Annotated in this window: 25 protein-coding genes; 16 read left to right on the top strand and 9 right to left on the bottom strand. The window is 34.8% G+C overall.

Annotated features, from left to right (window positions below; translation table 11 throughout):
* Nucleotides 1-167 precede the first annotated feature (167 nt).
* Complete coding sequence (locus GCQ56_RS02525; protein ID WP_152733299.1) at nt 168-770, top strand: superoxide dismutase; 603 nt, start codon at nt 168-170, stop codon at nt 768-770.
* A 124-nt stretch (nt 771-894) separates the two neighbouring features.
* Nucleotides 895-1476, top strand: coding sequence for a superoxide dismutase (locus tag GCQ56_RS02530; protein ID WP_152732816.1), 582 nt, complete (start codon nt 895-897; stop codon nt 1474-1476).
* A gap of 74 nt (nt 1477-1550) precedes the next feature.
* Here the strand turns inward: GCQ56_RS02530 and GCQ56_RS02535 are convergent, their stop codons facing one another.
* The gene (locus tag GCQ56_RS02535) at nt 1551-2435 is read right to left on the bottom strand and encodes a DUF6268 family outer membrane beta-barrel protein (protein WP_152732817.1); all 885 of its coding nucleotides are present in this window, start codon (nt 2433-2435) and stop codon (nt 1551-1553) included.
* A 24-nt stretch (nt 2436-2459) separates the two neighbouring features.
* A complete protein-coding gene (locus tag GCQ56_RS02540; protein WP_193323694.1) occupies nt 2460-3461 on the bottom strand; it encodes an adenylate/guanylate cyclase domain-containing protein in 1002 nt (333 codons plus the stop codon).
* A 264-nt stretch (nt 3462-3725) separates the two neighbouring features.
* Here GCQ56_RS02540 and GCQ56_RS02545 point away from each other — a divergent pair, with 264 nt between their 5' ends.
* Both GCQ56_RS02545 and GCQ56_RS02550 read left to right on the top strand, forming a co-directional pair.
* Nucleotides 3726-4298 (top strand): nitroreductase family protein, encoded by a 573-nt coding sequence (locus tag GCQ56_RS02545; protein ID WP_152732819.1) that lies wholly within the window; start codon nt 3726-3728, stop codon nt 4296-4298.
* A gap of 41 nt (nt 4299-4339) precedes the next feature.
* Complete coding sequence (locus GCQ56_RS02550) at nt 4340-5053, top strand: hypothetical protein (protein ID WP_152732820.1); 714 nt, start codon at nt 4340-4342, stop codon at nt 5051-5053.
* Between the two features lie 30 nt (nt 5054-5083).
* Here GCQ56_RS02550 and GCQ56_RS02555 read toward each other — a convergent pair whose 3' ends face one another.
* Nucleotides 5084-5995 carry a proline dehydrogenase family protein gene (locus GCQ56_RS02555; protein WP_152732821.1) on the bottom strand — a complete coding sequence of 304 codons (912 nt, stop codon included), beginning with the start codon at nt 5993-5995 and terminating at the stop codon, nt 5084-5086.
* Nucleotides 5996-6259: 264 nt separating this feature from the next.
* Here GCQ56_RS02555 and GCQ56_RS02560 point away from each other — a divergent pair, with 264 nt between their 5' ends.
* Together GCQ56_RS02560 and GCQ56_RS02565 are read left to right on the top strand one after the other, a co-directional pair.
* Nucleotides 6260-6847: an OmpH family outer membrane protein gene (locus tag GCQ56_RS02560; RefSeq protein ID WP_152732822.1), complete on the top strand. Its 588-nt coding sequence runs from the start codon at nt 6260-6262 to the stop codon at nt 6845-6847.
* 217 nt (nt 6848-7064) lie between these two features.
* Nucleotides 7065-8333, top strand: coding sequence for a glycosyltransferase family 2 protein (locus GCQ56_RS02565; RefSeq protein ID WP_152732823.1), 1269 nt, complete (start codon nt 7065-7067; stop codon nt 8331-8333).
* Nucleotides 8334-8549: 216 nt separating this feature from the next.
* On the opposite strand, the gene GCQ56_RS02570 is transcribed toward GCQ56_RS02565, so the two are convergent.
* The 3 genes from GCQ56_RS02570 to nhaC form a co-directional block, all read right to left on the bottom strand.
* Nucleotides 8550-8822, bottom strand: coding sequence for a septum formation initiator family protein (locus tag GCQ56_RS02570; RefSeq protein WP_193323695.1), 273 nt, complete (start codon nt 8820-8822; stop codon nt 8550-8552).
* 266 nt (nt 8823-9088) lie between these two features.
* Nucleotides 9089-10720: an L-glutamate gamma-semialdehyde dehydrogenase gene (pruA, locus tag GCQ56_RS02575; RefSeq protein ID WP_152732825.1), complete on the bottom strand. Its 1632-nt coding sequence runs from the start codon at nt 10718-10720 to the stop codon at nt 9089-9091.
* Nucleotides 10721-10897: 177 nt separating this feature from the next.
* Nucleotides 10898-12340 (bottom strand): Na+/H+ antiporter NhaC, encoded by a 1443-nt coding sequence (gene nhaC, locus GCQ56_RS02580; protein WP_152732826.1) that lies wholly within the window; start codon nt 12338-12340, stop codon nt 10898-10900.
* Between the two features lie 273 nt (nt 12341-12613).
* Here nhaC and GCQ56_RS02585 point away from each other — a divergent pair, with 273 nt between their 5' ends.
* Genes GCQ56_RS02585 through GCQ56_RS02595 form a run of 3 tightly spaced genes read left to right on the top strand, consistent with a single transcriptional unit; the run spans nt 12614 to nt 15199 of the window.
* Nucleotides 12614-13405: a hypothetical protein gene (locus GCQ56_RS02585; protein WP_152732827.1), complete on the top strand. Its 792-nt coding sequence runs from the start codon at nt 12614-12616 to the stop codon at nt 13403-13405.
* Nucleotides 13406-13442: 37 nt separating this feature from the next.
* Entirely contained in the window at nt 13443-14498 is a 1056-nt protein-coding gene (locus GCQ56_RS02590; RefSeq protein ID WP_152732828.1) for a sensor histidine kinase, read from the top strand.
* Entirely contained in the window at nt 14495-15199 is a 705-nt protein-coding gene (locus GCQ56_RS02595) for a LytTR family DNA-binding domain-containing protein (RefSeq protein ID WP_152732829.1), read from the top strand. The genes GCQ56_RS02590 and GCQ56_RS02595 overlap by 4 nt, the downstream gene beginning before the upstream one ends.
* A gap of 289 nt (nt 15200-15488) precedes the next feature.
* On the opposite strand, the gene bioB is transcribed toward GCQ56_RS02595, so the two are convergent.
* Together bioB and GCQ56_RS02605 are read right to left on the bottom strand one after the other, a co-directional pair.
* Entirely contained in the window at nt 15489-16463 is a 975-nt protein-coding gene (gene bioB, locus GCQ56_RS02600; protein WP_152732830.1) for a biotin synthase BioB, read from the bottom strand.
* 12 nt (nt 16464-16475) lie between these two features.
* Nucleotides 16476-16835, bottom strand: a complete 360-nt coding sequence (locus tag GCQ56_RS02605) for a hypothetical protein (RefSeq protein ID WP_152732831.1) — start codon at nt 16833-16835, stop codon at nt 16476-16478.
* Between the two features lie 385 nt (nt 16836-17220).
* On the opposite strand from GCQ56_RS02605, the gene GCQ56_RS02610 reads away from it, so the two are divergent.
* Nucleotides 17221-18597 carry a metallophosphoesterase gene (locus GCQ56_RS02610; RefSeq protein WP_152732832.1) on the top strand — a complete coding sequence of 459 codons (1377 nt, stop codon included), beginning with the start codon at nt 17221-17223 and terminating at the stop codon, nt 18595-18597.
* A gap of 84 nt (nt 18598-18681) precedes the next feature.
* On the opposite strand, the gene GCQ56_RS02615 is transcribed toward GCQ56_RS02610, so the two are convergent.
* Entirely contained in the window at nt 18682-19971 is a 1290-nt protein-coding gene (locus tag GCQ56_RS02615) for a DUF5103 domain-containing protein (RefSeq protein WP_152732833.1), read from the bottom strand.
* 205 nt (nt 19972-20176) lie between these two features.
* On the opposite strand from GCQ56_RS02615, the gene GCQ56_RS02620 reads away from it, so the two are divergent.
* The 6 genes from GCQ56_RS02620 to nqrF are packed head-to-tail and all read left to right on the top strand — an operon-like array spanning nt 20177 to nt 26063.
* On the top strand, nt 20177-21532 hold the full coding sequence (locus tag GCQ56_RS02620; protein WP_152732834.1) for a Na(+)-translocating NADH-quinone reductase subunit A: 1356 nt from the start codon (nt 20177-20179) through the stop codon (nt 21530-21532).
* Between the two features lie 23 nt (nt 21533-21555).
* Nucleotides 21556-22746 carry an NADH:ubiquinone reductase (Na(+)-transporting) subunit B gene (locus tag GCQ56_RS02625; RefSeq protein ID WP_152732835.1) on the top strand — a complete coding sequence of 397 codons (1191 nt, stop codon included), beginning with the start codon at nt 21556-21558 and terminating at the stop codon, nt 22744-22746.
* 19 nt (nt 22747-22765) lie between these two features.
* Nucleotides 22766-23470 (top strand): NADH:ubiquinone reductase (Na(+)-transporting) subunit C, encoded by a 705-nt coding sequence (gene nqrC / locus GCQ56_RS02630; RefSeq protein ID WP_152732836.1) that lies wholly within the window; start codon nt 22766-22768, stop codon nt 23468-23470.
* A 7-nt stretch (nt 23471-23477) separates the two neighbouring features.
* Nucleotides 23478-24122, top strand: a complete 645-nt coding sequence (locus GCQ56_RS02635) for an NADH:ubiquinone reductase (Na(+)-transporting) subunit D (RefSeq protein WP_152732837.1) — start codon at nt 23478-23480, stop codon at nt 24120-24122.
* A 17-nt stretch (nt 24123-24139) separates the two neighbouring features.
* Complete coding sequence (gene nqrE / locus GCQ56_RS02640) at nt 24140-24757, top strand: NADH:ubiquinone reductase (Na(+)-transporting) subunit E (protein ID WP_152732838.1); 618 nt, start codon at nt 24140-24142, stop codon at nt 24755-24757.
* A 49-nt stretch (nt 24758-24806) separates the two neighbouring features.
* On the top strand, nt 24807-26063 hold the full coding sequence (gene nqrF, locus GCQ56_RS02645; protein ID WP_152732839.1) for an NADH:ubiquinone reductase (Na(+)-transporting) subunit F: 1257 nt from the start codon (nt 24807-24809) through the stop codon (nt 26061-26063).
* Nucleotides 26064-26110 lie beyond the last annotated feature (47 nt).

Raw genomic sequence — 26110 nt, forward strand, 5'->3', positions numbered from 1 at the left:
TCGAGCACGAAAGTAGCTAAAAATCTCGGTTTTACCGATCGTAATACTGCGTGTAAAAATAAAAGACAAAAAAGTCTTTAAATTAATTGGATTTAATCTAGATAAAAATTAGTTTTGTTTTAGTGTTAATAAAATAGATCAATATTGTGAGTAAAACAGATACATATATGGCTTTTAAGCTACCAGAGTTAGCTTATTCATACGACGGATTAGAGCCGCATATAGATGCTAGAACGATGGAGATTCATCACTCAAAACATCATGCGGGATATACAAATAATTTAAATGTTGCAATTGCTGGAACCAATTTAGAAGGTGAAAGTATTGAAAGTATTCTTGAAAATATTTCAAAACATTCAGTAGCCGTTCGAAATAATGGTGGAGGTTTTTTTAATCACGACTTGTTTTGGAAGGTTATGTCACCAAATGGTGGAGGAAAACCAACCGGTGATTTATTTGCAGCTATCGAAAAAGATTTTGGATCGTTTGATTCATTTAAGGAAATATTTGCCAAAGCAGCAGCAACTAGATTTGGTTCGGGTTGGGCTTGGCTAGTAAAGCAGGCTGACGGAAAACTAGTTGTGTCATCTACTGCAAACCAGGATAATCCGCTTATGGATGTTGCCGATGTAAAGGGAACACCAATTTTAGGATTAGATGTTTGGGAACATGCATATTATTTAAAGTTTCAGAATAAAAGACCAGACTACATCTCAGTTTTTTGGGAAGTAGTAAATTGGGAGGAAGTGGCTAAACGCTTTCAGGATTAGTTTTGTTTATTGTTTTTTTGATTTTGGGGCCGGTTCTAATTTTAGAATCGGCCTTTTTGTATTTTTTTATTGAATAATTGAATTTTTATTGTGAAATTAAAGCTTAAATCAAAAAAGCAAAATCATGGAACACAAACTACCTAAATTGCCTTATGGTTTAAGTGATCTTGAGCCACACATTAGTCAAAAAACATTAGAGTATCATTATGGAAAGCACCATCAGGCTTACGTAACAAACCTAAACAAACTGATTAAAGGTACTGCATTTGAAATAGCAAGTCTTGAAGATATTGTGAAGCATTCCGAAGGTGGAATTTTTAATAATGGAGCACAAGTATACAATCATACGTTTTACTTTGAAGCGTTTCTACCTAATGGAGGAGGTGAACCAAAGGGATCATTACTAAAAGCGATAAAGGATAAGTTTACTTCTTTTGATGCTTTTAAAGAAGAATTCTCGAAAGCTGGTGCCACTCTTTTTGGTTCCGGCTGGGTTTGGTTAGTAGTTGATTCTGCAGGAAAGTTGAGTATAATTAAAAAATCAAATGCAGGCACTCCATTACGTGACGGATATAAGCCAATTTTAACAATGGATGTATGGGAACATGCATATTATTTAGATACTCAAAATGCTCGTCCGAAATATATTGAGAATTTTTGGAGTATTCTTAATTGGGGAGTTATTGAAAAACGATTTGAAGAATAATCTTGTAGTAAAATATCTAAAATAAAAAGGGGATTTCTGATTGAAATCCCCTTTTACTGCTATAAAAAGTTTATTTATAATCCTATCGAGAATCCTGCTTTGATATATAAATTGTTATCCAAGTCAAAATCTACTACTTTATCAGAGCCATCATTAAATTCAAAATTTCGTGTCAATGTGTAACCTGAATTCACGTTAAGGCTAATCTTTTTTGTAATTTTTTGATTTAAGAACAAACCTACGGCAACATTCATCATACGAATGTTATCAACTTTTTGATCGCTTCCGTCAGCAACAATATCATCCGTTAAGGTGAAATTTTCCCCAGCTAGAATTAAATTGGTTCCTATTAGAGTCGATTCACTTGCTTTGTAGTTGATATCAAATCTTGGAAATCCAAAGTTAATTGTCCACTTATTATTTGGCTTCCACATTAAACTTACAACAGGTAATGGCGCTGGAAATCCTAATGAATTTGAATACAATGCACCTAAACTTAGCATTAGATTTTTCTGTTTATTTATTGGTTTTGTAAACAAAGCCATTCCAAACAAATTTAATTCATCAAAATTAATAGATGATTCAAAATTTGAAGCCACGCTAGGACTAATGAAAGCATTAAAATACCATCCATTTTTTAATGGTTTTGCAAAACCAAAAGTGTAAGAAATAGAATGGAAACTTTCTAGTTCTGCATCTACAATTGGAGTTGTACCATAATCGATATTGGTTTTAGCATATTCAAATTTGTGAAAGAGCCTCGAACCTGGATTTTTTAACTTTTTAGGGAAAGTAATTCTAAAGTCATACTTTTCAAAAGAGACATCTCCTCCTTCATCTGAATTACCTTTACCTATAAAAGTATAATCTGCTCCATATCTTTCTTTATTAAATTGAGCTTGGGCAACGTAGGATGTGATAAAGAATACGATCGATAATAAAATTAACTTTTTGTGCATGATATTAAATTTGTATAGAAACAATTATAAGTGGGATTTGTTTACTTTGAATATACTTACTTTTTCTTTTTTTCCCTTTAACTGAATGTTATCTATAAAACTATAGCTAAAGGTATTTTGGTTTTCCAGTTCGCTAACTATCAATTTTGATGCCAAAAATTCTTCCCGGAACGAATTACATACACCTTGAATACGTGCAGCGGTATTTATTACATCTCCATGATATGCAACAGATCTTTTAATTACACCGACCTCTGCAGCCATAAGGGTGCCACCATTTAATCCAGCTTTAAATTGTGGGAGAAAACCATAGTTTTTAAGATAATGCTCCGATTTATTTTGTATTAATTCTTTAAATCGATAAAAAACTTTGATACAGTTTAAATTTTTGATTCCTTCATGATAAGGCCACATTAATACAACTTCATCACCAATGTATTGATAAATTGTTGCATCATATTCTTTTACTGCATTAGTTAAATCTGTAAAACAGTCTTGAATTAATTCACTGTATTTTACATGACCTAGTTTTTCCGCATAAGTGGTTGATGATTTTAGATCCATGAACAGAAAAATCAATTTGGTTTCTTTAGGATTACGAAATTTACCTAAGAGCAGATCGATAAGTACACCAGGTCCAAATTTTTGATTGATGATCTGCATAAGGATTATTCCTGAACTGACCAGGTAGGTATAAATTAAGATTTTAAAGAAATTACTTGATTTCACGAATGCTTTAATATCTAAAATATCAGATCTACTGATTTCCCCTTCAATTATGTATTGAGAGAGAATACCAATTACGAAAATACTAAATACCGTTAGCACGATATGCATAATGCTGTAAGTAAGAATTATTCGACCATATGATTGTTTCCTCAATTGATCTTGCTTCTTGTTTATTCTCATATTCATCAAACTAAATATGGTTCCCATTAAAAGACCAGCTAATAATAGATTTAATCCTTCCATTCTCTCCTTAAAAGGATCTTTAAGTTCTACTGGAATATCTACTTCCGGATTCATTTGTAGAAAATTCCACAGATAGATCAATAGAATCCAAATGGCGTTAATAGTGAGAAAACTCTTTATTTTATCTTTCGTAGATTTCTTAAGACTTAGCATTTGATTAGCAGGTGTTAACAGTTAAATACCTAGTTGTGTTTAGAATAAAGATAAAATAGATTTGATGAATTCTTTGATCAATAAAGAAAAATCAATTATTTTATACCGTAGTGGAGTATTGATCGTGCAAATAAAATATAAATTAATAAGATTTTAAATTAAATAATGTTAAAAGAATTAGTTGCTAAGAACAGAAGTTACAGGAGATTTTTTGAAGATGTTACCATTTCATCAGAACAAATTAGAGGCTGGATTGATCTGGCTCGATTGGGCGCATCGGGGAGAAATGCACAAAGTTTGAAGTATAAAGTGATATTATCTGAAGAAAAGAGAGAAAAAGTATTTGAAACTTTAGCTTGGGCAGGATATTTGAAGGATTGGTCGGGACCTGTAAAGGGAGAAAGACCATCGGCTTATGTAATCATGTTTAATGATGAAAAAATAGGTGAGAATTTTTTTAGTGATGATGGAATTGCAGCACAGAATTTGTTGTTAGGAGCTGTAGAAGATGGATTTGGCGGATGCATTATTCGTGCATTTAAAAATAAAGAACTTAGTTCTATCGTTAGTACTGAGGAAGGAAATAAAATTATTCAGGTTATTGCTTTAGGAAAACCAAAAGAGGAAGTGGTAATTGAAGAAATGAAAGATGATGATATTAAATATTGGCGTGATGAAAAAGGTGTTCATCATGTTCCCAAAAGAGCTCTTGATGAAATTATATTGGGAGAATTATAAATAACGACCAAGTTTTTTATTGGTTTTAAAAATATTTTCAAATGAAAAAGTTAATTATTAGTGGCCTGGCATTTGTTTGCTTGATTTTGGTGTCTGATTTACTTTCAGCTCAGAAATTAAGAGCCGATTCAATATTTTTCACTGGTGCTGTAATGGATCAAAAAGAATTAACAACTCTGCCTTATGCACATTACAAAGTGAATACAAAACAGGCAGGAACATCGAATGCTTTTGGTCGATTTTCGTTTTGGGTGAATTCAGGTGATACCATTCGTTATTCATATGTTGGTTATCAGGATGTTAATTTAATTGTTAGCGATACGCTGAAACAAGAAACTTATTTGTTTGGAGTATTTATGACCAAGGATACAGTTGCTCTTCAGGAAGTATTGATTTTGCCACGTTTTGGTAATTTTAAGGAGGCATTCATTAATGCAAAAGTGAATACTCCTGAATATGTTAGAGCAAAAAACAATGTAAATTCTGCTACTTATCAGGCATTAACCACACGACCGGAAAAGATGGATGCGAAAGCAAATACAGATTTACTAATCAACCAGCATGTGGTTGAAAGCCAGAATAAGACTATGGTACCTACCGAGATGGTTGCAGGATTGAGTACTGATAGAACTTTGCCTGAAATTAAACGATTAAAACGAAAGCGAGATCTTAAAATTCCTGATAATATTGTAACAGATAAAGAGGTAACAACTTTAAAGCAGATGTACAGGTACGGCATTAAGGAAGGGAAATAAAAAAAGCGGTGAATTTTCACCGCTTTTTATTTATCCTCTACTAAATAAAGCTTTTATTATTAGCATAGCCATTTTAGGATTTTCTTTTAACCTGCGAGTTGAATAACCAAACCAATCTTTTCCGAATGGAACGTAAACTCTCATGCTGTGACCTTTATCGAGTATCGATTTTCTTAGTTCTGGAGTAACTCCGTATAGCATTTGGAATTCGTACTGATCTTTTGGAACATTATACTTTTCAATCAATTTGTAAGCTCCTTCAACTAATGGTTTATCATGAGTTGCAATACCAGGGTACACCTTGTTGGCAAACATGAACTCCAAATCTTTCACAAAATTCTCGTTGATTTCTTCGTATTTTTTATAAGCAATTTCTTCAGGCTCAACATAAATACCTTTACACAAACGGTAATTTAGGTTGGAAGTTCCGTTCTGCATGTCCATCATGTTTTGCAGATCGTCTAGTGTTCTTTTCAGATAAGCCTGAACTACTAAACCAACATTATTAGGAAATTCAGCCTTAAGTTTTCTAAACATGGCAATTTCTTTATCAACACAAGGAGAATCTTCCATATCTATACGAATGAAATTGTTGTATTCTGCAGCTTTAGCAACAACAGTCCTGATGTTTTGATAGCAAACTTCTTCATCAATTAATAAACCAAAAAATGTAGGTTTTACTGAGTAGTTTCCGTCAATTTTATTGGCTTCAAAAGTTTCAATTATCTCAAGATAGGCTTCTTTATTTTCAGTTGCCTGATCTAAGTTTTTAATAAATTCACCTAATAAGTCTACGGTAACTTTAATGCCTTGATCGTTTAGTTTTTTTGATTCGTTTACAGCATCCTGTATGGTTTCACCTGCGATGTATCTTTTCGAAAAAATCCATACTAACTTTTTAGGCATATAGGGTAGGGTTGCTGCTATAAGTTTATTGAACATTGGGTATAATTTTTAATGGTTATTGTTTTTTTCTTGATCACAATGTAAATAGTATGAAGAAAAAAAAGAATGATGTTTATCAGCATATAAAAATTTGACCAGTTTGATAAGCAGTAATTATATAAGTGTAAATTTTGAATGAATAAGTATTTTTTAGTCTCCTTAGAAAAGCTATATTTGTTAGGCAAAATCAAAAAGACAAGATATCTGCCCTTTGTTATTAGGATATCTGATAAAACTTGAAAATTAAATTCTAAAATACCTATGAAAAATTTATCTATTGCATTAAATGCTGTGTTAGTTGTTGCTGTAGCAATTCTTTACTTTGTTCAATTCTCTGGTAAAGAAGAGACAAAAGAAGTTAAATCGGTAGCAGGCGAAGGTGCTGTAGTGTACATCAATACAGATTCATTGCTTAACAATTATAATTTTTCTCGTGATTTAAATGAGAAATTTCTAAAGAAGCAGGAAGATTCAAGAACTGATTTCAACTTTAAAGCACAGAAATTAGAGAAAGAAGCTATGGAGTTTCAGCGAAAGCTTCAAAACAATGGTTTCTTGTCACGCCAAAGAGCCGAAGAAGCTCAGCAAAAATTAATTGCAAAGCAGCAGAACTTACAACAGTTAGATCGTGAATTAAGCGCACAATTAATGGGTGAGCAAAACGAGAACAGCAAGCGTTTATTCGATAGCGTAACCAACTACTTGAAAGAGTACAATTCAACTCATAACTACAGTTTAATTTTGAGTACTACTAAAGGTGGAAATGTGTTGTTATCGCAAGATGGATTGGATATTACTAAAGAAGTTCTTGATGGCTTAAACGCGAGATATACTCCGGAAGCTAAGTAATATAAAATATCAAAAATATATGGGGCAGATTGGCATTTAAGCTATCTGCCCTTTTTTGTATCTTTGCCGCTTTAACAGAAATGAGATTATAGATGTGAGATATTAGATGGAAATGTGATAAAACACCAGTCTATTTCTAATAGGTCACTTGTCATAGCAAGATTATGAATGATAATCGTCTCATATCTAACGTCTCATATTTCATATTTAAATTAGAATGGCTTTTGCAGATAAATACCTAAAGAAACAAAGAATGTACTCTGAGTACATTTCAGATCCTGTTTCGGAAAAACTGAATATGATTGTAACGATTCCCTGTTACGATGAACCGGATTTGATTCCAAGTTTGGAGGCATTATGGAATTGTGATCGTCCGATAAATGAGGTGGAAGTAATTGTGATTGTGAATTCAGGGGAGCAGACAGGTGAAAGAGAACTTGCACAAAATGCAAAAACTATTGAGGAAGCAGAATCCTGGATGAAAGAGCATCAGGATGAAAAATTAAAATTTTACCTGATTCATCAACCCAATTTGCCAAAGAAATTCGCAGGGGTAGGTTTTGCTAGAAAGATTGCAATGGATGAGGCGGTAAGTCGTTTCAATAAAATTGATAAGGCAAATGGTATCATTACAGGTTTCGATGCCGATTCTGCTTGCGATGCAAATTACCTGACCGAAATAGAGAAGCTTTTTAAGAAATTTCCCAAAGCCAATGGCGCCAATATTTTTTACGAGCATCCATTAGAAGGGGAGGAATTTGAAAATCAGATTTACGATGCCATTTCTCAATACGAATTGTATTTACGATATTACATGTTGGCGATGCGTTTTGCTGGTCACCCACATGCATTTCATACGGTAGGATCTAGCTTTGCAGTATCCGCTAGTGCATACATCAAGCAAGGAGGAATGAATCGCCGACAGGCAGGAGAGGATTTTTATTTCTTACAAAAGATCATTCCGCTTGGAAAGTTTTACGAAATCAATACTACGCGTGTTATTCCATCACCGAGAGTTTCCGATCGAGTTCCTTTTGGTACAGGAAAAGCTATTTCCACTTTTGTTGATGAGGGAATTGTTGATTATCAAACCTACAATTATTCTGCTTTTAAAGAATTGAAATCCTTTTTCGATAAGGTCGATGATTTTTTTGGAGTCGATTACGATACTTATTTGAATGATTTGTTGGTATCTCTGCCAGGATCGGTTCGCAGTTATTTGAAAGAAGATAACTTCTTTGAAGCTTTGGACGAAATCAATAAGAACTGTGCTTCGATAGAAACATTTAGAAAGAAATTTTTTGCTGCCTTCAATGCCTTTAAAGTATTGAAGTATCTGAACAATGTTCACGAACAGTTTATCGATGAGGAGAGTATTGTTGTTTGTGCTAAACAGTTATTAGCTGATTTAGGAATCGATACCAAAGGAATTTATTCGGCAAAAGAGTTGCTGGAAATTTATAGGGAATACGAAAAGCGGGATTAATTATAAACAGTTTGAAAATATATAAAAGGGAGTTTTAGAACTCTCTTTTTTTATTTAATGAATTGAACTATAGTGAGTTTTTTAAGGAGAGTATATTTAAAATTCAACAATTACTCTAGTAAGTGTTAAAAAGATAGTATACTAAGTTTAGAAAAGATACTCTACTAAAAATATTTATTTGGAGGTATAAAGATTCTACACTGAAGAAAGGGAGTATTAATCTTCTTCAATCACAATGAAAATATCCTCATTTTCCTTTTTCATGAGATATTGTTCACGTGCATACTTTTCCAGGTTTTTACGATTGGTTTTTAACTCGTGAATTCTCTTTTTGTCATTTTCTATCTTCTCCAGAAAATAAGTTTTTTCCTTTTCTAGGGCTTCAATGGTTGACTCGTTTGATTTTCTTTCTAAAATCGAATTATGATCTCCTATAAACAACCAGGTATAAAAAATCAGGAAGGTAATGGTGTATTTACTCCTGATCATCCGAGGGATATATTTTTTTGCTTGTTTAAGAATCATTGATTTATCTTTCGGGCTAAATTACGAATAAAGTACAAAAGTAGAAAGGTGAAAAAGTAGAAATATATTTTAATAAAAAAACGATCGAAGTAAACTCCGATCGTTTTAATCCAAAATAAATCATGTCATTGGAAATCGGAACAAATCCGATTTAACTTTCCAATATTTTTAAGCTTGAAATTAGAATTTATTTTCTCAAATCTTACATCTAATATCTCGCATCTCTTTTTTTAGTCTTCCAAAAAGTTTGGATACATATAATCTACTGGAGGAACAAATGTTTCTTTGATAGTTCGTGGAGAAACCCAACGAAGTAGGTTAATCATAGAACCAGCTTTATCATTTGTACCAGAACCTCTAGAGCCACCGAATGGCTGCTGACCTACAACTGCACCAGTTGGCTTGTCGTTGATATAGAAGTTACCAGCAGTGTGAGTCAAACGCTTCACTAATTTTTCAATTGCATAACGACAGTTAGCGAAAATACCACCTGTTAGTGCATACATTGAAGTTTGATCCAAAATATCCAAAGTCTCATCTACTTTCTCATCATCGTAAACGAAGATGGTAATAACAGGACCGAATAACTCTTCTTCCATTGTAATGTAATCAGCTTTTTTAGCTAGAATTACAGTAGGTGCGATAAAGTAACCTACAGACTTGTCGTAAGTACCACCAGCTACGATTTCAGCATCAGGAGAAGCTTTTGCTTCGTCAATTGCAGAAGCCAATTTGTCGAAAGAAGCCTCGTCGATAACTGCATTGTGGAAGTTTGTGAAATCTTCAGTTCCACCCATTTTGATCTCAGCCAAGTCAGCTTGAACCAATTCTAACACCTCAGCCCATTTGCTTTCAGGAATGTAAGCTCTTGAAGCAGCAGAACATTTTTGTCCTTGATATTCGAAAGCACCGCGAATAATTCCGGTAGCTACATCTGTTGCATCAGCAGTTGGATGCATAAAAATGTAATCTTTACCACCAGTCTCACCTACGATACGTGGATAAGTTTTGTATTTGTGAATGTTGTTACCAATAGTTTTCCAGATATCCTGGAATACACCTGTTGAACCAGTAAAGTGAATACCAGCAAAATCAGGAGAATTGAAAATAACATCAGAAGCATCAGGACCTGATACATATACCAAGTTAATTACTCCATCAGGTACACCAGCTTTTTTGAAAATCTCCATTAAAACCTGAGCAGAATAAACTGCAGTTTTAGATGGTTTCCAAACAACAGTATTACCCATCATTGCAGGAGCACTTGGAAGGTTACCAGCAATAGCAGTAAAGTTGAAAGGAGTTAATGCGAAAATAAATCCTTCTAATGGACGCTGCTCAACGCGATTCCAAACACCTTTTGAAGAAACAGGCTGTTGCTTGTAAATCTCAGTCATATACTGAACATTGAAACGCAAGAAGTCAGCAATCTCACAAGCAGAGTCGATCTCAGCCTGGAAAGCATTCTTTGATTGTCCCAACATTGTAGCTGCATTAATTTTCATGCGGTAAGGACCAGAAATTAATTCAGCTGCTTTCAAGAAGATAGAAGCACGATGTTCCCAAGCAAGATTTTCCCATGCTGGCTTAGCCGCTAGAGCAGCATCAATAGCCATTTGGATGTTTTCCTTACTTCCTTGGTGGTAATGTCCCAAAACGTGCTGGTGATCGTGCGGAGGAGTCATGGCTTTTAAATTACCAGTTCTAACTTCTTCGCTACCAATGTACATAGGTACATCAATCACTTCAGAACGCATGTTTTTAATTGTAGCTTGCAATTCAGCTCTTTCAGGAGTTCCTGGTGCATATGAGTAGATAGGCTCGTTGGTTGCAACCGGAACATTGTATATACCTTTTGGCATGATAATATTTGTTTAAGGGTTATTTTATTTCTGTTTTCTTATACTCTCTGAGCAAATCTAAAAAAAAAACAATTCATGATTTATGAGTATTATCATGAATTAAAATTTCATGAAAATACCTCAGGTTTAGAATTTCACAAGAATTTGTGGAAAAGAGTAATTTTATACTTATGATTTTTATTTGTCGTCGGATAGTTTTCGAATCTTAATATTAAGATATGCCATTGTAATGGTAACTATGGGACTGAGAATATTAAAAAAGCAAAATGGAGCGAAAGCTGCCGTTGCAATTCCAAGTGCACCTGCTTGTGCAGCACCACATGTATTCCACGGAACCAAAACGGAGGTAACCGTTCCCGAATCTTCAAGAGTACGACTCAATACCTCAGGTTTTAAATCTTGATCTTTATACGATTTGGCAAACATTCTACCAGTTACTACTATAGAAATGTATTGATCGGAAGCAGTTAAATTTAAGAATCCACAACTAACAGCTGTGGTTGTAACCAACGAGCCCGTAGAATGTACAGCCTTTAACATGGTTTCGGTGATTTTCTTTAAAATTCCAGCAGTTTCCAGTATGCCACTAAAAACCATGGCGGTTAAAATTAGCCATATTGTGTTTAGCATTCCTTTCATACCTCCAGTAGATAGTAAATCTTGAATGTTTTCATTTTCAACAGGAACGCTTATATCTGTAAATATGGATTTCATAACTGTATCGTATGAAGCCTGAATAAATGAAGTGCTATCAGATAATTGATAGATGATCTGAGGTTGAAAGATGATGGCAAAAATCCCTCCTATTAATGTACCGGCAAAAATTGCAGGCAATGCAGGTACTTTTTTACTGATGATTACAAATAATAGTACAGGAACCAAAAACAACCAAGGAGTAATGGTGAAGTTTTCTTTTATGGCTGATTGTACTTGTCGAATGCTTTCAGGGTCTATTTCACCATGCTTGGTCAAACCTATTACCAGAAAAATTACGAGTGTTATTAATATAGAGGGTACTGTAGTGTACATCATGTATCGGATGTGTACAAACAGATCCACATTAGCCATAGCGGGAGCCAGGTTTGTTGTATCGGAGAGAGGAGAGATCTTGTCACCAAAATAAGCCCCGGATATTATTGCTCCTGCAACCAAAGGAGGATTGATTTCCATGGCATTTCCAATTCCCAATAAGGCTACACCTATGGTTGCAATGGTTGACCAGGAACTACCGGATACTACGGAAACAATAGCACATATAACAACCGATAGCATTAGGAATAACTTAGGATTCAGGAATTCCAATCCATAATAGATCATTGCAGGCACAACACCCGATATCATCCAGGTTCCTGCCAAAGAACCTATCAGTAATAAAATCAGCATAGAAGGCATGGCAGTACCAATACTTTTCACAAAACCCTTTTGAATGTCTTCCCAACCTTTCCCATGACGAATGGCAATTATTCCACCAACTGCTGCCGCAATGAGTAAAGAAAATTGATTGGCTCCGGAAATAGCATTATCGCCAAAAACTATTGCATTAATACTAAGAAGTAGGATTAGCAGAATTATAGGAATAAGGGCTTCGCCCAAAGAGAGGCTTTTCTTTTGCAGGTTCATATTTTGGGTGTTGGGTTAGTTTTAGAGTGCATGAACTTACAAAAAACTATCGGAAAGTACAGATTATGTTTTAATTATTACTTTCTTACTATTAAGTTTGATAGTTAAGATGAGGTGACAAATGTTGAAATCGAAATATTTTGACTTTGTAACGATACATTGGTCGTATCCATCGAAAAAAATTCAATAAAGAAAACACATTCTCTTATTTTGATTGTAGATAATGGTAGTCTCCGCGGATAGCCAATTGTTCACAAATAAAAATATTGACACATGAAAACTAAACAATTTAAATTCAGCTGTCTGTTTCTGCTAATTCTTTTTGCCACTCAATCTTGTGTGGTGAGTTCCTTACATCCTTTATATACCGATAGTGATAGAGTGCATTTGGATGAATTGAATGGCGTATGGATGGAAGAAGATAAAACCAGATATGAGATTACTACGATTGTAGATTCTACAGGATTAGAAGTAAAAAAAGATAAAACAACCCCTAAAGGAATGAGTAAGGAAGAAGCTTTTTTTAATGGATCTGGTGGTAAAAAGAAGAAAGCTAGCATTGAAGAAGAAAATGCATTTTTTGAAGGGAAATCAAAAAAAAGAAACTATAGCGAGGCAGATAAGAATAAAATTGAAAATTTCTTTTTTAATCCTCAATTGAGAAAACATTATCAGATAAAAATTTTCTCGGAGAAGGATACCAGTATATTCGATGGAAAACTTTCTAAATTAGATGGGAATTATTTTCTGGATATCATACCAAATAAAAAATGCTTGGAGAATAAACTAGAAGAGAGTTATATGAGTGCGTTAATTGCCAGAACACATGGTTTTTTCAAACTTGATATTAAAGATGATGAATTAATGATTAATGGCATAGAGTATGACGATTTTGAAGAACTATTAAAGAAAAAAAGAATCAGAATTGAATATGTGGAACGAGATGATAATATCATTATTACTGCAAAGACGCCAGATATTCAAAAATTCCTGATCAAGTTCGCAGATGACAAGATGTTTAATGATCCTAAGGAAGCATTGATTTTAAAGCGTGTAAAAAATTAAACTCAATTTAAAGACGGATTCTCCATAAAAGAATAAAATGATCGATCGAGTTAAAAATAGTTTAAGCAAGTTCATTCAGAACAGAATTCTTCAACACTTTCTGTTTTGGATGGCTTCCTTCTATGTGTTGGTGCAGTTTTTTGCTCTTGAGGATGAAATAACGGATATAGATATTGTTTATACATTGCTTTTTCATATTAGTTTGGTAATTGGTGTTTACTTGAATACTGCAATATTGATTCAATTTTTACTGAAAAGAGAAAAGTATAGCTTGTATTTTATAGGCTTGGTGACTTTATGGTATGGTACTGCTTTTATCAATCAACTTACTTTCGAAAAGTTAAGCGATAAAATTGCGCCAAATTATTTTTTCATATCCTCTTACGAAATCGATGATTTGTTAAAGTTTAGTTTTGTATACATTGCTATGAGTACTTTGTTAAAATTATCTAAATCGTGGTTTCAGGTTCTGGAAACAGAAAAGGAATTGGAAGCCTTAAAACGAGAGCAAGCCGAAACAGAGCTGCAGGCATTAAAATCGAATATCAATCCGCATTTTTTATTCAACAACCTAACCTCATTGTATGGATTGGCAAGAAAGAAGGCTGACGAAACACCGGAATACATTTTAAAGTTATCGGCTTTAATGCGATACATGATTTACGATACCAAAGATAAATTGGTCTCTTTAGATAAGGAGTTGGATTACATTGTGAATTACCTTGAATTGCAAAAGCTACGATGCGACAAGACAACCAAGATTAAATACGTAATCACTGGAGAATTGGATTCACATCAGATTGTGCCTTTTTTGTTAATTCCTTTTATCGAAAACAGTTTCAAGCACGGAGGAATGAATCAAAACGATAAAAATATCATCGATTTATCGGTAAAAATTGATGAGGAGGTTTTAGAAATGCATTTGAAGAATTCCATACCAATAAGTGTAGGATCAGAGATTGATGGAATTGGTGGATTTGGAATTGAGAATGTGAAAAGCCGATTGCAATCATTTTACCAAGATCGATACAGTTTAGATCTAAGTAAAAATGAGGTGGAATTTACCGTAAAACTCAAACTAAACCTAAAATGAACACACCCAAAGAAAATACATATACCTGCCTGATTGTTGAGGATGAACCCATATCTCAAGAAATATTGGAAGTTTACATACAGGATTGTCCGCAATTGTTACTTAAGGGCGTTTGTAATGATGCCATTGAGGCAAATACTATATTACTCAATCAAAAAATTGATCTTTTGTTTTTGGATATCAATATGCCCAAACTAAACGGTATTGAATGGCTTAAAAGTTTAGATGAGGTGCCTGAGGTAATTTTTACCACCGCTTATCCCGAGTATGCAGTTGAAGGATTCGATCTGAATGCATTAGATTATCTGTTGAAACCATTTTCGTTTAATCGATTTTTAAAAGCGGTAAACAAGTTTACAGGTTTGCAAAAAAACTTGGCAATAAGTGATTTATCTTCAGATCTCACAATTACTGTAAAGTCGAATAAGAAAACCTACTTGATGAAAACATCCGAACTTAATTTTATTGAATCGGATGGAGATTACCTAAAGCTTTACCGCGATGAGGATTGCATTGTGATTCATGAAACGCTTAAAGCATTTCAGTCCAAACTTCCCCAAAATAACTTTTTGCGTGTGCATCGATCCTTTATCATTAATCTTAAAAAGATAGATTATTTGGAGGGGAATCAGGTGTGTATTGCAAATCAGATGATCCCCGTTGCAGTGAGTTATCGGGAAGGGCTGAAAGAATTACTCTAAACTAGTGGACGGACCTTTAAAAGGGGAGGAATTTGTTACAAGATGCGGGGAAATGTGAAATGAGTTGGAGAAAATGCCTCCGGAGTGCGGGAAATTACATCAAAGCACAGGAAAACCACTCACAAGTGACAGAAAGTCAGACAAAAGTGAGGGGAATTGCTAAAAAGCTGGGGGAACTGCTAAAAAGTGACAGAAAGTCATAAAAAAAGAGCATCACCAGTTGTGAAGCTCTATATTTGTTTTTGATGTTCCCACTTTAGGTGAGGATACCAATAATGAGTAATTATTTTTATTCTTCCAATGTTGTTAGTTCGTGATAACGAGTAGGAACCATTCCAATGGTATCCAATAAATGCTGATCTTCGTTAATGGTCATGTTTTCTACCGTTAGTAGTTTGTCACCAAAGAAAATTGAGTTAGCACCGGCAAGGAAACAAAGCGCCTGACCTTCCTGACTGTAGTGAGTTCTACCGGCAGCAAAGGCAATTACCGTTTTAGGCATTAGGATACGAGCTGTTGCAACTGCACGAACCATTTCAAAAATGCCAATGGTTTCTTTCCCGTAAAATGGAGTTCCTTCAACCGGAACCAAAGAATTCAGAGGAACATTGTAAGGGTGAACTTCCTGGTTCGATAGGGTACGAAGCATTTCAATTCTGTCTTCGTCGGTTTCACCCATTCCTAAAATTCCACCTGAGCAATAAGAAATACCAGCTTCTTGTAAATTGGCAAGAGTCTCTAAACGATCGGCATAAGTTCTGGTTGTGGTAATGTTAGGATAATGACGCTCCGAAGTGTCGATATTGTGATTTACGGCAGTAATTCCCAAATCAGCCAATTTCTTCGCTTTGTCTTTGTTGATCATTCCCATGGTACAACATACCTCCAATCCCATTTTCTTAACTTCTGTAATCATTTCAGCCATTTCGTCGAAACGATCGTCACGATTTCCATCTCTACCAGCCGAGCTCAAACAAACACGTTTTACACCGTTTTCTTTTGCGAATCGGGCTTCTTCCAAAACCTTTTCCAAACTTAATTTTTCTGGTTTAACATGAGTGTTGTAACGAGCCGATTGTGCACAATACTTACAATCTTGAGAACACGCTCCGGTACGAACCGAAATTAATGTGTTCATGTTCATTTTTGTAGAATCATGATATTGGCGATGCAGATTAGCTGCACGATTTACTAAATCTAAAAGTGGAAGGTCATAAATTTCTTTAACTTCTTCGTAGGTCCAGTTGTTTCTAATGTCAGTCATAATAGAGGTTCTTTAATTTTTTAATTTACGGGAATAAAAATGTGCCGAAAGAACCTTGCTAACTTTTTTAGAGGATGCTATTCGACCAATTGTACTATTGCTTGTGTTTTGCACAACAAGCATTTGAATGAATTCTGCACTGAGTGCTTCCAATTCATCCGTTTCATTTTTCTCCCGTCCGTTTTCAGGTAAAAAGCAAAATCCGGAAAAACCGCATTCTTTCGATGGAACCAGTAGATTGTAACTGGTGTTCATGTTGGAAATTTTAATCTCTTGATTCATGCTGGCAAATGCCGCATACGATTTCCTGCTCCATCGTCTGAATACCTGTAAATCCGACCTTTGATTACCGATGTTTGATACAGACGTCATAAATTCTTTTTTTTATTGAAGATAGTAAGATAATGATTCTTGCTAATTCGGAGTCAAAAGTATTATTTTTTTTCTTTTTGGATATGATTATACAACATATAGATCGCGATGATGAAGGAGTGTTATATTGCAGGGTGCCAAATATTATCAAAGGTGTTCAATGTGTTCTCATCATTAGTTTAGAACACTGTCGTGATTTTTTATTTGGGGATAATTCCCTATTGGATGTTTAATTAAAACATCTAATTTTAGCCTTCCAATTCACACTTTGTGATGTCAAAATCTTCTAAATACTCTCTTTTTTTCTGATTAAGAAATCATTTTAATCAGGTTACAGTTTGTATGAAAAGAGAAATTGTTTTGCAACCTATTTTAAATTAGAAAAATGAGATACCTGAGTTTACTACTATTATTAGCGATAAGTTTATCGGCATGTAATTTACAAAGCCCCAATAAAAGCGAAATAGATAAACAGGGATTACTGGGTAAAGCAATTCAAGAAAGAGATAGAGATTTAGCCAATGGTTTAATTGAAAAGGGAGGTTCTGTGAATTTAGCAGATTCGTTAGGAATAACGCCTTTACATTGGGCTGCCAGAAGAGCAATGAAACAGGTCGCTTATACATTAATACAAAATGGAGCAGAGGTTAATACCGTTGACAGTTTTGGTTTTACAGCATTCGATTATGCAAGAAAAACGAACAGTAAGGAACTGGTTCGAATACTTTTGGAAAATGGAGCGTCTGCGTTTTGTAATGAGGAAAACGATATTTTCGATGGACCGTTTGTAGATTTAAGACCGGAAGGTAGATATGCATACTATCTTAAAAATAATCCTACCAAAAAAAGTGTATTTCTGGAGGGGAAATATCTTGCTGATACTTGTTCAACTTTTACAAGTTGGTTAGGAAAACAAGAGGTTTATCCATTAATTAAACCTGAAATACCTGCATGGAAAACTAATACTAAAGAGCCAATTGTTGTTTTAGGTGACGTGCATGGAGAATTCGACCGTTTGATTAATACACTGCGAGAACAAAATGTAATTGATACAGAAAATAAATGGAGTTTTGGTAAAGGGCATCTTGTTTTTGTTGGCGATATATTCGATAGAGGAGCTAAAGTAACAGAGATTCTTTGGTTCATATATCGATTGGAGCACGAAGCTAAAAAAGCTGGTGGAAACCTGCATTTTGTCTTTGGAAATCATGAGTTAATGATTTTAAACAATGATAATCGTTACATTAATGATAGGTATAAGAGTTTGTGTAAGCCATTAGGATTGGAATACGCTTCCTTATTTCATTCCAATTCGGTATTAGGAGAGTGGTTAAGAACCCGAAATTCCATTGTCCAAATTAATGATTATCTGTTTGTGCATGGAGGAATATCAGAAGATCTTTTAGATAATGATCATACTGCTGATAAAGTAAATCACACAACTCGTCAGTATTTGACTGGTGGAATTAATGCTGATAATATGGAAGATTGTAAAGAAATTTTCTCTTCTACAGGTCCATTTTGGTATAGAGGCTATTTTATGGAACGATCAAAATACGACAAGATTAGTAAGGAAGGTGTTGATCGTATTTTAGAAAAGCTAAATGTTAAGACCATTGTGGTTGGACATACCGAAGTAGATCAGATATCTGAATTCTTTAGTGGGAAAATTATTGATGTGAACATTCCAATGCGAGATGGAGATTTGCCATTGCAGGCACTTTTAATTCAGGATGGAGAAATAGTAATAACGGGAAATTAAAATCAATAGTTGACAAGCAATTTGATTAGAAATATATAGAATGAAAAGAGTGATAGTGTGTAATCTATCACTCTTTTTTATTTGTTAAAAGTTTTTAGTAGAATTCAGTGTTTTCACGCCAATCAGCATGTCGTAATTTAGGGCGATATCGTGATAATATACATAAATCACATAATCATTCTCAGTTTCCCAGTGATTGCCTTCGATATAACCGGTATCTGGAATTTTACTGCCATGTTCAACCAATGCATATTGATAGTTGTAATATCCCTGTTTAAGGAAAATTGTAGCTAAATAAGAACCGGAATCAAAATCGTAATGCATCTTGTTTCGTTCGTTGCATTGCCAGTTGTTAAAATTTCCATGAACGTAAAGGTCCCCGTGCTTCAATTCATTATCGAATGGAAGTTGAAATGTAATGTATGCATAATCGGCTTCGGTGGCAGGCTCATCTCTTTCCTGTACTTCAACCAAATAGTTTCCATTTATATCCTGATCGAAAATGTATTGCTTAAAATGGCGATTATTTCCAGGCGAGGTTATAACATGAGTTGTATCGTCTTTTGTTGTAATTTCTCTAATAAAACGGGTTTGATATCTAAAACTTTTAAGGTCGAAATGGCGAAATTCATTGCCTCCCGGAAATACATTTTCCGATTCGTAATCGAAAACCAATTCGTTTTTACGGATAAAAATCGGTTTTAAAACTTTTTCGGTTCCATCAATTCGTCTGTTTTGTGTTAAAACCACATGCAAATCAAGATGAGGATTGTCAATCGAAAAACTTGGGTGATGAATGCTAAAATCTACTTCCTGATGTGTTTCACGTTTATCTATCGCTATAGGATGCTTAATTTCTCCAGTGATTTCTACCTTTTTATCAATTATCTTGAACCGTTGTCTAATCACTACTTTTTCAGGATCGTAGTCTTCGTATACTTCAATAACATAGTTGCCCGATAGTTTTAGTTGGATATCATCATTAGGGATTTTTAGTTGATAATGTACGTAATTGATATTGGTATTGAATGAATGTTCGTAATCTGTGATCTGATTTTCGGTAAATCCATCGATATAATCAAACTCACTTAATCCGGAAGAGTACCAATTTTTGTCACAATGGACGATTCTGTAAGAGTAATCCTGAATATTTTCTTTAATTTCATCAAAAGAAAAAAGGATTTGATTGTCTCCTTTTAGCTCAATTACTGCTTCGGCAAGCTCCCATCCTAAAGGATAAGCTTGAACAGTATAAATACTCTTTTTCTTTATTTGATTGGTGTAAATGAATTCATTATCGTATTCGGAAGCAAATAAAGAAGATGATATTATGGTTAAATATAATATTGTTGATATAAGGAAAATATTACGCATATTGATATGTATATATATTGGTTAAAAATAAACTAAAAACTAAGAAATTAAGAAATTGCTTTATATATTTGTGTTCGAAAAAATTACATGTATTATAGAACATTTAAACAAACGTTTTAAAACACATGTACTTACTGCACTATATTATGAATTAGTGTTTAATTTAGTAATTTTGTCGCAAATTAATAAAATCAAATAGTTTAACATGTCTGAAGTTAAAAAGATCAAAAAAGGCTTAGATATTAAGCTGATAGGAAAGGCTGAAAAAGTACTTGAAAAAGCTGATCGTTCTGAGACATACGCAATTAAACCTACCGATTTCCCCGGATTAACACCAAAATTAAAAGTTAAGGTTGATGCTGAAGTAAAGGCTGGAAGTCCTTTATTCTTCGATAAGTATTGCCCTGAAGTTAATTTTGCTTCGCCGGTGAGTGGTAAGGTAATAGCCGTAAACAGAGGAGAACGAAGAAAGATTTTAGAAGTAGTAATTCAAGCCGACGCAGAAATCCAGTACGAAGAGTTTAAAAAAGCTGATCCGAATGGTCTTTCTCGCGAAGAGATTAAAGAAGAATTGTTAAAAAGTGGTTTGTGGTCATTCGTGCGTCAGCGTCCTTACGACGTTATCGCGAATCCATCAGATACACCAAAGGCAATTTTTATCTCGGCTTTCGATACTGCACCATTGGCTGCTGATGTCGATTTCCTATTAGAGGGAGAAGCGGAAGCTTTCCAGGCTGGTATCGATGCACTTGCAAAACTAACCGATGGTAAGGTTCATTTGAATATTAATCCAAACATGAATCAGGCTAAAGTATTTTCTGATGTGAAAAATGCTAGCGTGAATCAATTCTCAGGAGCTCATCCTGCAGGAAATGCTGGAGTTCAAATTCACCACCTTGATCCAATCAATAAAGGAGAAATTGCTTGGGTGGTAAGTCCACAAGAAGTTGTTTTCATCGGTCGTTTGTTCAATAAAGGTATTTACGATGTGAGTCGTAAAGTAGCTCTTTGTGGTTCAGAAGTAAAAACCCCATGTTATTTCGAAATGATTTCGGGTGCTTCGGTTCGCAATGTATTGAAAGGAAAATTGAAAGATGATGAAAAGATCCGTGTAATCTCAGGTAATGTTCTTACAGGAACTCATATTTCGGAAGACAATTATTTAGGAGCATACGATTCTCAAATTACTGTAATTCCTGAAGGAGATCAATTTGAATTTTTGGGATGGGCTATGCCAGGATTGAAGAAATTTTCAATGTCGAAAACTTTCTTCTCATGGATGACTCCAAAGCGTGAGTACAGATTAGATGCTAACCTTAATGGTGAGCACCGTGCTTATGTTGTAACTGGAGAATACGAGAAGGTTCTTCCAATGGATGTATTACCAGTACACTTAATCAAATCTATTTTGATTGAAGATATTGATCAAATGGAGCAACTAGGTATTTATGAAGTAGCTCCTGAAGATTTTGCTCTTTGCGAATTTGTTTGTACGTCGAAAATTAATGTACAAGATATCATTCGTAAAGGAATTGATCTGATGATTAAGGAAATGAGCTAAGAAAAAACGGATAATATTATATAATGAAAGCACTAAGAAAATTTCTTGATAAAAAGAAACCTTTATTTGAAAAAGGAGGGAAATATGCGAAGTTGCAGTCTACTTTCGAGGCTTTTGAAACTTTCCTATATGTTCCTGATATCACGTCAAAAACGGGTACTCATGTAAAGGACGCTATCGATTTGAAGCGTACTATGTCAGTAGTTGTTTTGGCATTGATACCATCTTTGTTGTTCGGTATGTACAACATTGGATATCAGCACTTCCTTTCGACTGGAGAATTGGCTTCAGCTGGATTGGTTGAGTTGTTTGTATATGGTTTAATTAAAGTATTACCAATTGTTGTAGTCTCATACGTAGTTGGTTTGGGAATTGAATTTGCTTTTGCTCAGGCAAGAGGACACCAGGTTAACGAGGGTTTCCTTGTTTCGGGTATGTTAATTCCTTTGGTTATGCCTATTGATGCACCACTTTGGATGGTTGCAGTTTCTACTGCATTTGCAGTTGTTATTGGTAAAGAAGTATTCGGTGGAACCGGAATGAACATTTGGAACCCTGCTTTGGTTGCTCGTGCATTCTTCTTCTTTGCTTATCCATCGAAAATGTCTGGTGATGCGGTTTGGATTGCAGAGAAAGCAGATAGTTTTTCGGGAGCAACTCCATTGGCACATGCTGCTTCTTTGGCAGATTTTAAAGGAGGAACAGATGCTGCTACCTCAATCATTGAACAACATTTAAGCAATTCATGGGATATGTTTGTTGGATTAATCCCTGGATCGATTGGTGAAACTTCTACAATTGCGATTCTTATTGGAGCAGTTATTTTAATTGCCTCAGGAATTGGAAGCTGGAGAATCATGTTGTCAGTATTTGCTGGAGGTTTCGTAATGGGAACGATCTTTAATTTAATCGGATCTAATGCTTATATGACTGATATACCTGCCTATCAACACTTAATTATGGGAGGATTTGCATTTGGTGCGGTATTTATGGCTACCGATCCTGTTTCAGCAACTCAAACAGCTCGAGGAAAATACATTTACGGATTTTTAATAGGTCTATTGGCTGTATTAATTCGAGTGGTGAATGCAGGTTTCCCTGAAGCTATGATGTTGGCTATACTTTTTATGAACACATTCGCTCCATTGATCGACCACTATGTTGTTCAAGGCAACATTAAGAGAAGATTGAAACGTGTTAAGGTAAATGCTTAATTAAAAAAAACGTTTAAAAATGAATACTCAAAGCAATACATATACATTTCTTTATGCTGCCATTATGGTAGTTGTAGTTGCGGCTGTGCTTTCTTTTACATCATTGTCATTGAAGCCACGCCAAAACATGAATAAAGAAATTGAGAAAAAGCAAAACATTCTTAAGGCTGTGAATGTTGCTTCGACTCCGGCAAATGCGGTTGAGCTTTACGACAAATACATTGTGAAAGCTTTAATTGTAAATGTTGAGGGTGAAACTACATCAAACGATAAGTCTGAAACTTTTAAAGTGGATTTGAAAAAGGAAAATAAGAAAGATCTTGCTGTAAGAAAACTTCCTGTTTTTGTTTTTAATAAAGAAGGAGTTGGCGAAAAATTAATTATTCCTGTTCGAGGTAAAGGTATGTGGGGTCCTATTTGGGGTTTCATCTCTATGGAATCGGATCGTAAAACCATTTTTGGTGCTACTTTCGATCACCAAGGAGAAACACCAGGTTTGGGTGCTGAAATTGCAAATGCAGAATTTCTTGCTCCATTCACCGGAAAACAGATTTTTGATCAAGCTGGCGTGTTTACTTCACTAAAATTGGTGAAAGGAACAGCTTCTACTAATCCACATGCATTTGATGCTGTATCAGGTGGTACTGTTACTTCAAAAGGTTTAGAAGCTATGCTTCAGGATAACCTAAGTAGTTATGAAAAGTTTTTAAAATCTTCAAAATAAGCAAAAGATGAGCGATAAAGAACCATTATTCTCAGCTAAGAATCGAAAATTGCTTACCAATCCGATTGGTACAGACAACCCGATTACCATTCAGGTATTGGGTATCTGTTCGGCCTTAGCTGTAACAGCAAAATTGGAGCCAGCGGTTGTCTTAACAATTTCTGTTATGGCCGTTTTGGCACTTGCTAATGTTATAGTTTCACTACTTAGAAATACTATCCCTTCACGAATTCGTATCATTGTTCAACTTGTAATTGTTGCAGCATTGGTAATTCTTGTAGATCAAATTCTTAAAGCATTTGCTTATGAGGTAAGTAAACAGCTTTCGGTATTTGTCGGTTTGATTATTACCAACTGTATTATCATGGGACGTTTAGAGGCTTTTGCTCTTGGAAACAAACCATGGCCAGCTTTTCTTGATGGAATTGGAAATGCTGCTGGATACGGTATCATTCTTGTGATCGTAGCTTTTTTCCGTGAATTATTAGGATCTGGAACCCTTTATGGATATAAGGTAATTCCTGATGCTGTTTATGCAATGGGATACGAGAACAACGGGTTAATGATTCTACCTCCAATGGCTTTGGTAACTGTAGGTATTATTATCTGGGTTCAAAGATCAAGAGATAAATCTTTAATTGAGTCGAACTAGTAAAGAAAAATCGAAACATGGAAAATCTGATTAATATATTTATCAAGTCGATTTTTATCGACAACATGGTGTTCGCATTCTTCTTTGGAATGTGTTCATATCTTGCAGTTTCTAAAACTGTAAAAACTTCTATGGGACTTGGTTTGGCAGTTATTTTTGTATTGGGTATTACAGTACCTATGAATTACATGCTAAACAAATACATATTGGCTGAAGGAGCTCTTGTATGGCTTGATCCTTCAATGGCAGATGTTGACTTAAGCTTCTTAAGTTTCATCATGTTTATTGCGGTTATTGCCTCAATGGTACAATTGGTTGAAATGATTGTTGAGAAATTTGCTCCGGCACTTTACTCATCTCTAGGTATTTTCTTACCTCTTATTGCTGTAAACTGTGCAATTTTGGGTGGATCTCTTTTCATGCAAGAAAGAGACTATTCAACTTTGGCTGAAGCGACTTCATTTGGTCTTGGATCAGGTATTGGTTGGTTACTTGCAATTGTTGGTATTGCAGCTATTCGCGAGAAAATTCGTTACTCTAACATTCCTGCTCCTCTAAGAGGTCTTGGAATTACATTTATTGTAACCGGATTAATGGGAATTGCTTTTATGAGTTTTATGGGAATTAAACTATAAGCTGATAAAAAACAGTAAAATTTAGTTTTAAAAATTAATCGAACTAGAGATGATATTATTAACAACACAGGGAACTGTTATTTCCATAAGTATAGCTGTATTCTTACTTGTGACCCTGATTCTAGTTTCTATACTTTTGTTTGCAAAGAAGAAACTAACTCCATCAGGAGAAGTAACGATTGATATTAACGATGGTAATCAAAAATTAGTTGTAGAGCCAGGTAATACTCTATTGGGTACTTTAGGTGCTGCTAAAATCTTTCTTCCATCCGCTTGTGGTGGAGGTGGAACATGTGCAATGTGTAAGTGTCAGGTTCATGACGGTGCAGGTAGCATTCTTCCAACAGAAGTTGATTACTTTACTCGTAAAGAAGCACAAACCAATTGGCGTTTGGCTTGTCAGGTAAAGGTGAAAGAAGACATGTCTATGTCGATTCCTCAGGAAATTTTAGGAATAAAGAAATGGGAATGTGAAGTTGTTTCAAACGGAAACGTTGCTACTTTCATTAAAGAATTTGTTGTAAAATTGCCAGAAGGCGAAATTCTTGATTTTAAATCGGGTGGATACATTCAGATTGATGTACCAAAGATCGATGTTGATTTCAAGGATATGGACATAGAGGAACAGTATAGATCTGATTGGGATCAGTTTAAGTTGTGGGATCTTAAGATGAAGAATCCAGAGCCAACTTATCGTGCTTACTCAATGGCTAACCACCCAGCAGAGGGAAATATTGTAATGTTGAACATTCGTATTGCAACTCCACCTTGGGATAGAGTTAACAACACATGGCTGAATGTAAATCCAGGAATTTGTTCATCTTTCATCTTCTCGCGTAAGCCAGGGGATAAGGTAACAATATCGGGACCTTACGGTGAGTTCTTTATTAAAGAAACCAATAACGAAATGATGTTTATTGGTGGTGGTGCTGGTATGGCTCCAATGCGTTCTCACATCTTCCACTTGTTCCACACTGTGAAAACGGGTCGTAAGGCGACTTTCTGGTATGGTGCTCGTTCATTGAAAGAGGTGTTCTATGCAGATCAGTTCGATGCTATCGCAGCTGATTTCCCTAACTTCGAATGGCATTTGGCACTTTCTGAGCCACTACCAGAGGATAATTGGGAAGGACCTACAGGGTTTATTCACCAGGTGATTTACGATAACTACTTATCTAAACATGATGAGCCGGAAGATATCGAATATTATTTGTGTGGACCTCCTATGATGAATTCAGCTGTTGAAAACATGCTGTATGATATGGGAGTACCAGATGAAATGGTTGAGTTTGACGATTTCGGATGATAAAAAATATAAAACAAGCCTCGAGAAATCGAGGCTTGTTTGTTTTA

The organism is Marinifilum sp. N1E240, from assembly GCF_009295825.1.
GTDB classification, from domain to species: Bacteria; Bacteroidota; Bacteroidia; order Bacteroidales; family Marinifilaceae; genus Marinifilum_A; species Marinifilum_A sediminis.

Excerpts from the sequence above, each read along its gene's own strand:
- GCQ56_RS02525 (WP_152733299.1), top strand. The coding sequence starts at position 168 with ATGGCTTTTAAGCTACCAGAGTTAGCTTATTCATACGACGGATTAGAG.
- GCQ56_RS02530 (WP_152732816.1), top strand. The coding sequence starts at position 895 with ATGGAACACAAACTACCTAAATTGCCTTATGGTTTAAGTGATCTTGAG.
- GCQ56_RS02535 (WP_152732817.1), bottom strand. The coding sequence starts at position 2,435 with ATGCACAAAAAGTTAATTTTATTATCGATCGTATTCTTTATCACATCC.
- GCQ56_RS02540 (WP_193323694.1), bottom strand. The coding sequence starts at position 3,461 with ATGAATCCGGAAGTAGATATTCCAGTAGAACTTAAAGATCCTTTTAAG.
- GCQ56_RS02545 (WP_152732819.1), top strand. The coding sequence starts at position 3,726 with ATGTTAAAAGAATTAGTTGCTAAGAACAGAAGTTACAGGAGATTTTTT.
- GCQ56_RS02550 (WP_152732820.1), top strand. The coding sequence starts at position 4,340 with ATGAAAAAGTTAATTATTAGTGGCCTGGCATTTGTTTGCTTGATTTTG.
- GCQ56_RS02555 (WP_152732821.1), bottom strand. The coding sequence starts at position 5,995 with ATGTTCAATAAACTTATAGCAGCAACCCTACCCTATATGCCTAAAAAG.
- GCQ56_RS02560 (WP_152732822.1), top strand. The coding sequence starts at position 6,260 with ATGAAAAATTTATCTATTGCATTAAATGCTGTGTTAGTTGTTGCTGTA.
- GCQ56_RS02565 (WP_152732823.1), top strand. The coding sequence starts at position 7,065 with ATGGCTTTTGCAGATAAATACCTAAAGAAACAAAGAATGTACTCTGAG.
- GCQ56_RS02570 (WP_193323695.1), bottom strand. The coding sequence starts at position 8,822 with ATGATCAGGAGTAAATACACCATTACCTTCCTGATTTTTTATACCTGG.
- pruA (WP_152732825.1), bottom strand. The coding sequence starts at position 10,720 with ATGCCAAAAGGTATATACAATGTTCCGGTTGCAACCAACGAGCCTATC.
- nhaC (WP_152732826.1), bottom strand. The coding sequence starts at position 12,340 with ATGAACCTGCAAAAGAAAAGCCTCTCTTTGGGCGAAGCCCTTATTCCT.
- GCQ56_RS02585 (WP_152732827.1), top strand. The coding sequence starts at position 12,614 with ATGAAAACTAAACAATTTAAATTCAGCTGTCTGTTTCTGCTAATTCTT.
- GCQ56_RS02590 (WP_152732828.1), top strand. The coding sequence starts at position 13,443 with ATGATCGATCGAGTTAAAAATAGTTTAAGCAAGTTCATTCAGAACAGA.
- GCQ56_RS02595 (WP_152732829.1), top strand. The coding sequence starts at position 14,495 with ATGAACACACCCAAAGAAAATACATATACCTGCCTGATTGTTGAGGAT.
- bioB (WP_152732830.1), bottom strand. The coding sequence starts at position 16,463 with ATGACTGACATTAGAAACAACTGGACCTACGAAGAAGTTAAAGAAATT.
- GCQ56_RS02605 (WP_152732831.1), bottom strand. The coding sequence starts at position 16,835 with ATGACGTCTGTATCAAACATCGGTAATCAAAGGTCGGATTTACAGGTA.
- GCQ56_RS02610 (WP_152732832.1), top strand. The coding sequence starts at position 17,221 with ATGAGATACCTGAGTTTACTACTATTATTAGCGATAAGTTTATCGGCA.
- GCQ56_RS02615 (WP_152732833.1), bottom strand. The coding sequence starts at position 19,971 with ATGCGTAATATTTTCCTTATATCAACAATATTATATTTAACCATAATA.
- GCQ56_RS02620 (WP_152732834.1), top strand. The coding sequence starts at position 20,177 with ATGTCTGAAGTTAAAAAGATCAAAAAAGGCTTAGATATTAAGCTGATA.
- GCQ56_RS02625 (WP_152732835.1), top strand. The coding sequence starts at position 21,556 with ATGAAAGCACTAAGAAAATTTCTTGATAAAAAGAAACCTTTATTTGAA.
- nqrC (WP_152732836.1), top strand. The coding sequence starts at position 22,766 with ATGAATACTCAAAGCAATACATATACATTTCTTTATGCTGCCATTATG.
- GCQ56_RS02635 (WP_152732837.1), top strand. The coding sequence starts at position 23,478 with ATGAGCGATAAAGAACCATTATTCTCAGCTAAGAATCGAAAATTGCTT.
- nqrE (WP_152732838.1), top strand. The coding sequence starts at position 24,140 with ATGGAAAATCTGATTAATATATTTATCAAGTCGATTTTTATCGACAAC.
- nqrF (WP_152732839.1), top strand. The coding sequence starts at position 24,807 with ATGATATTATTAACAACACAGGGAACTGTTATTTCCATAAGTATAGCT.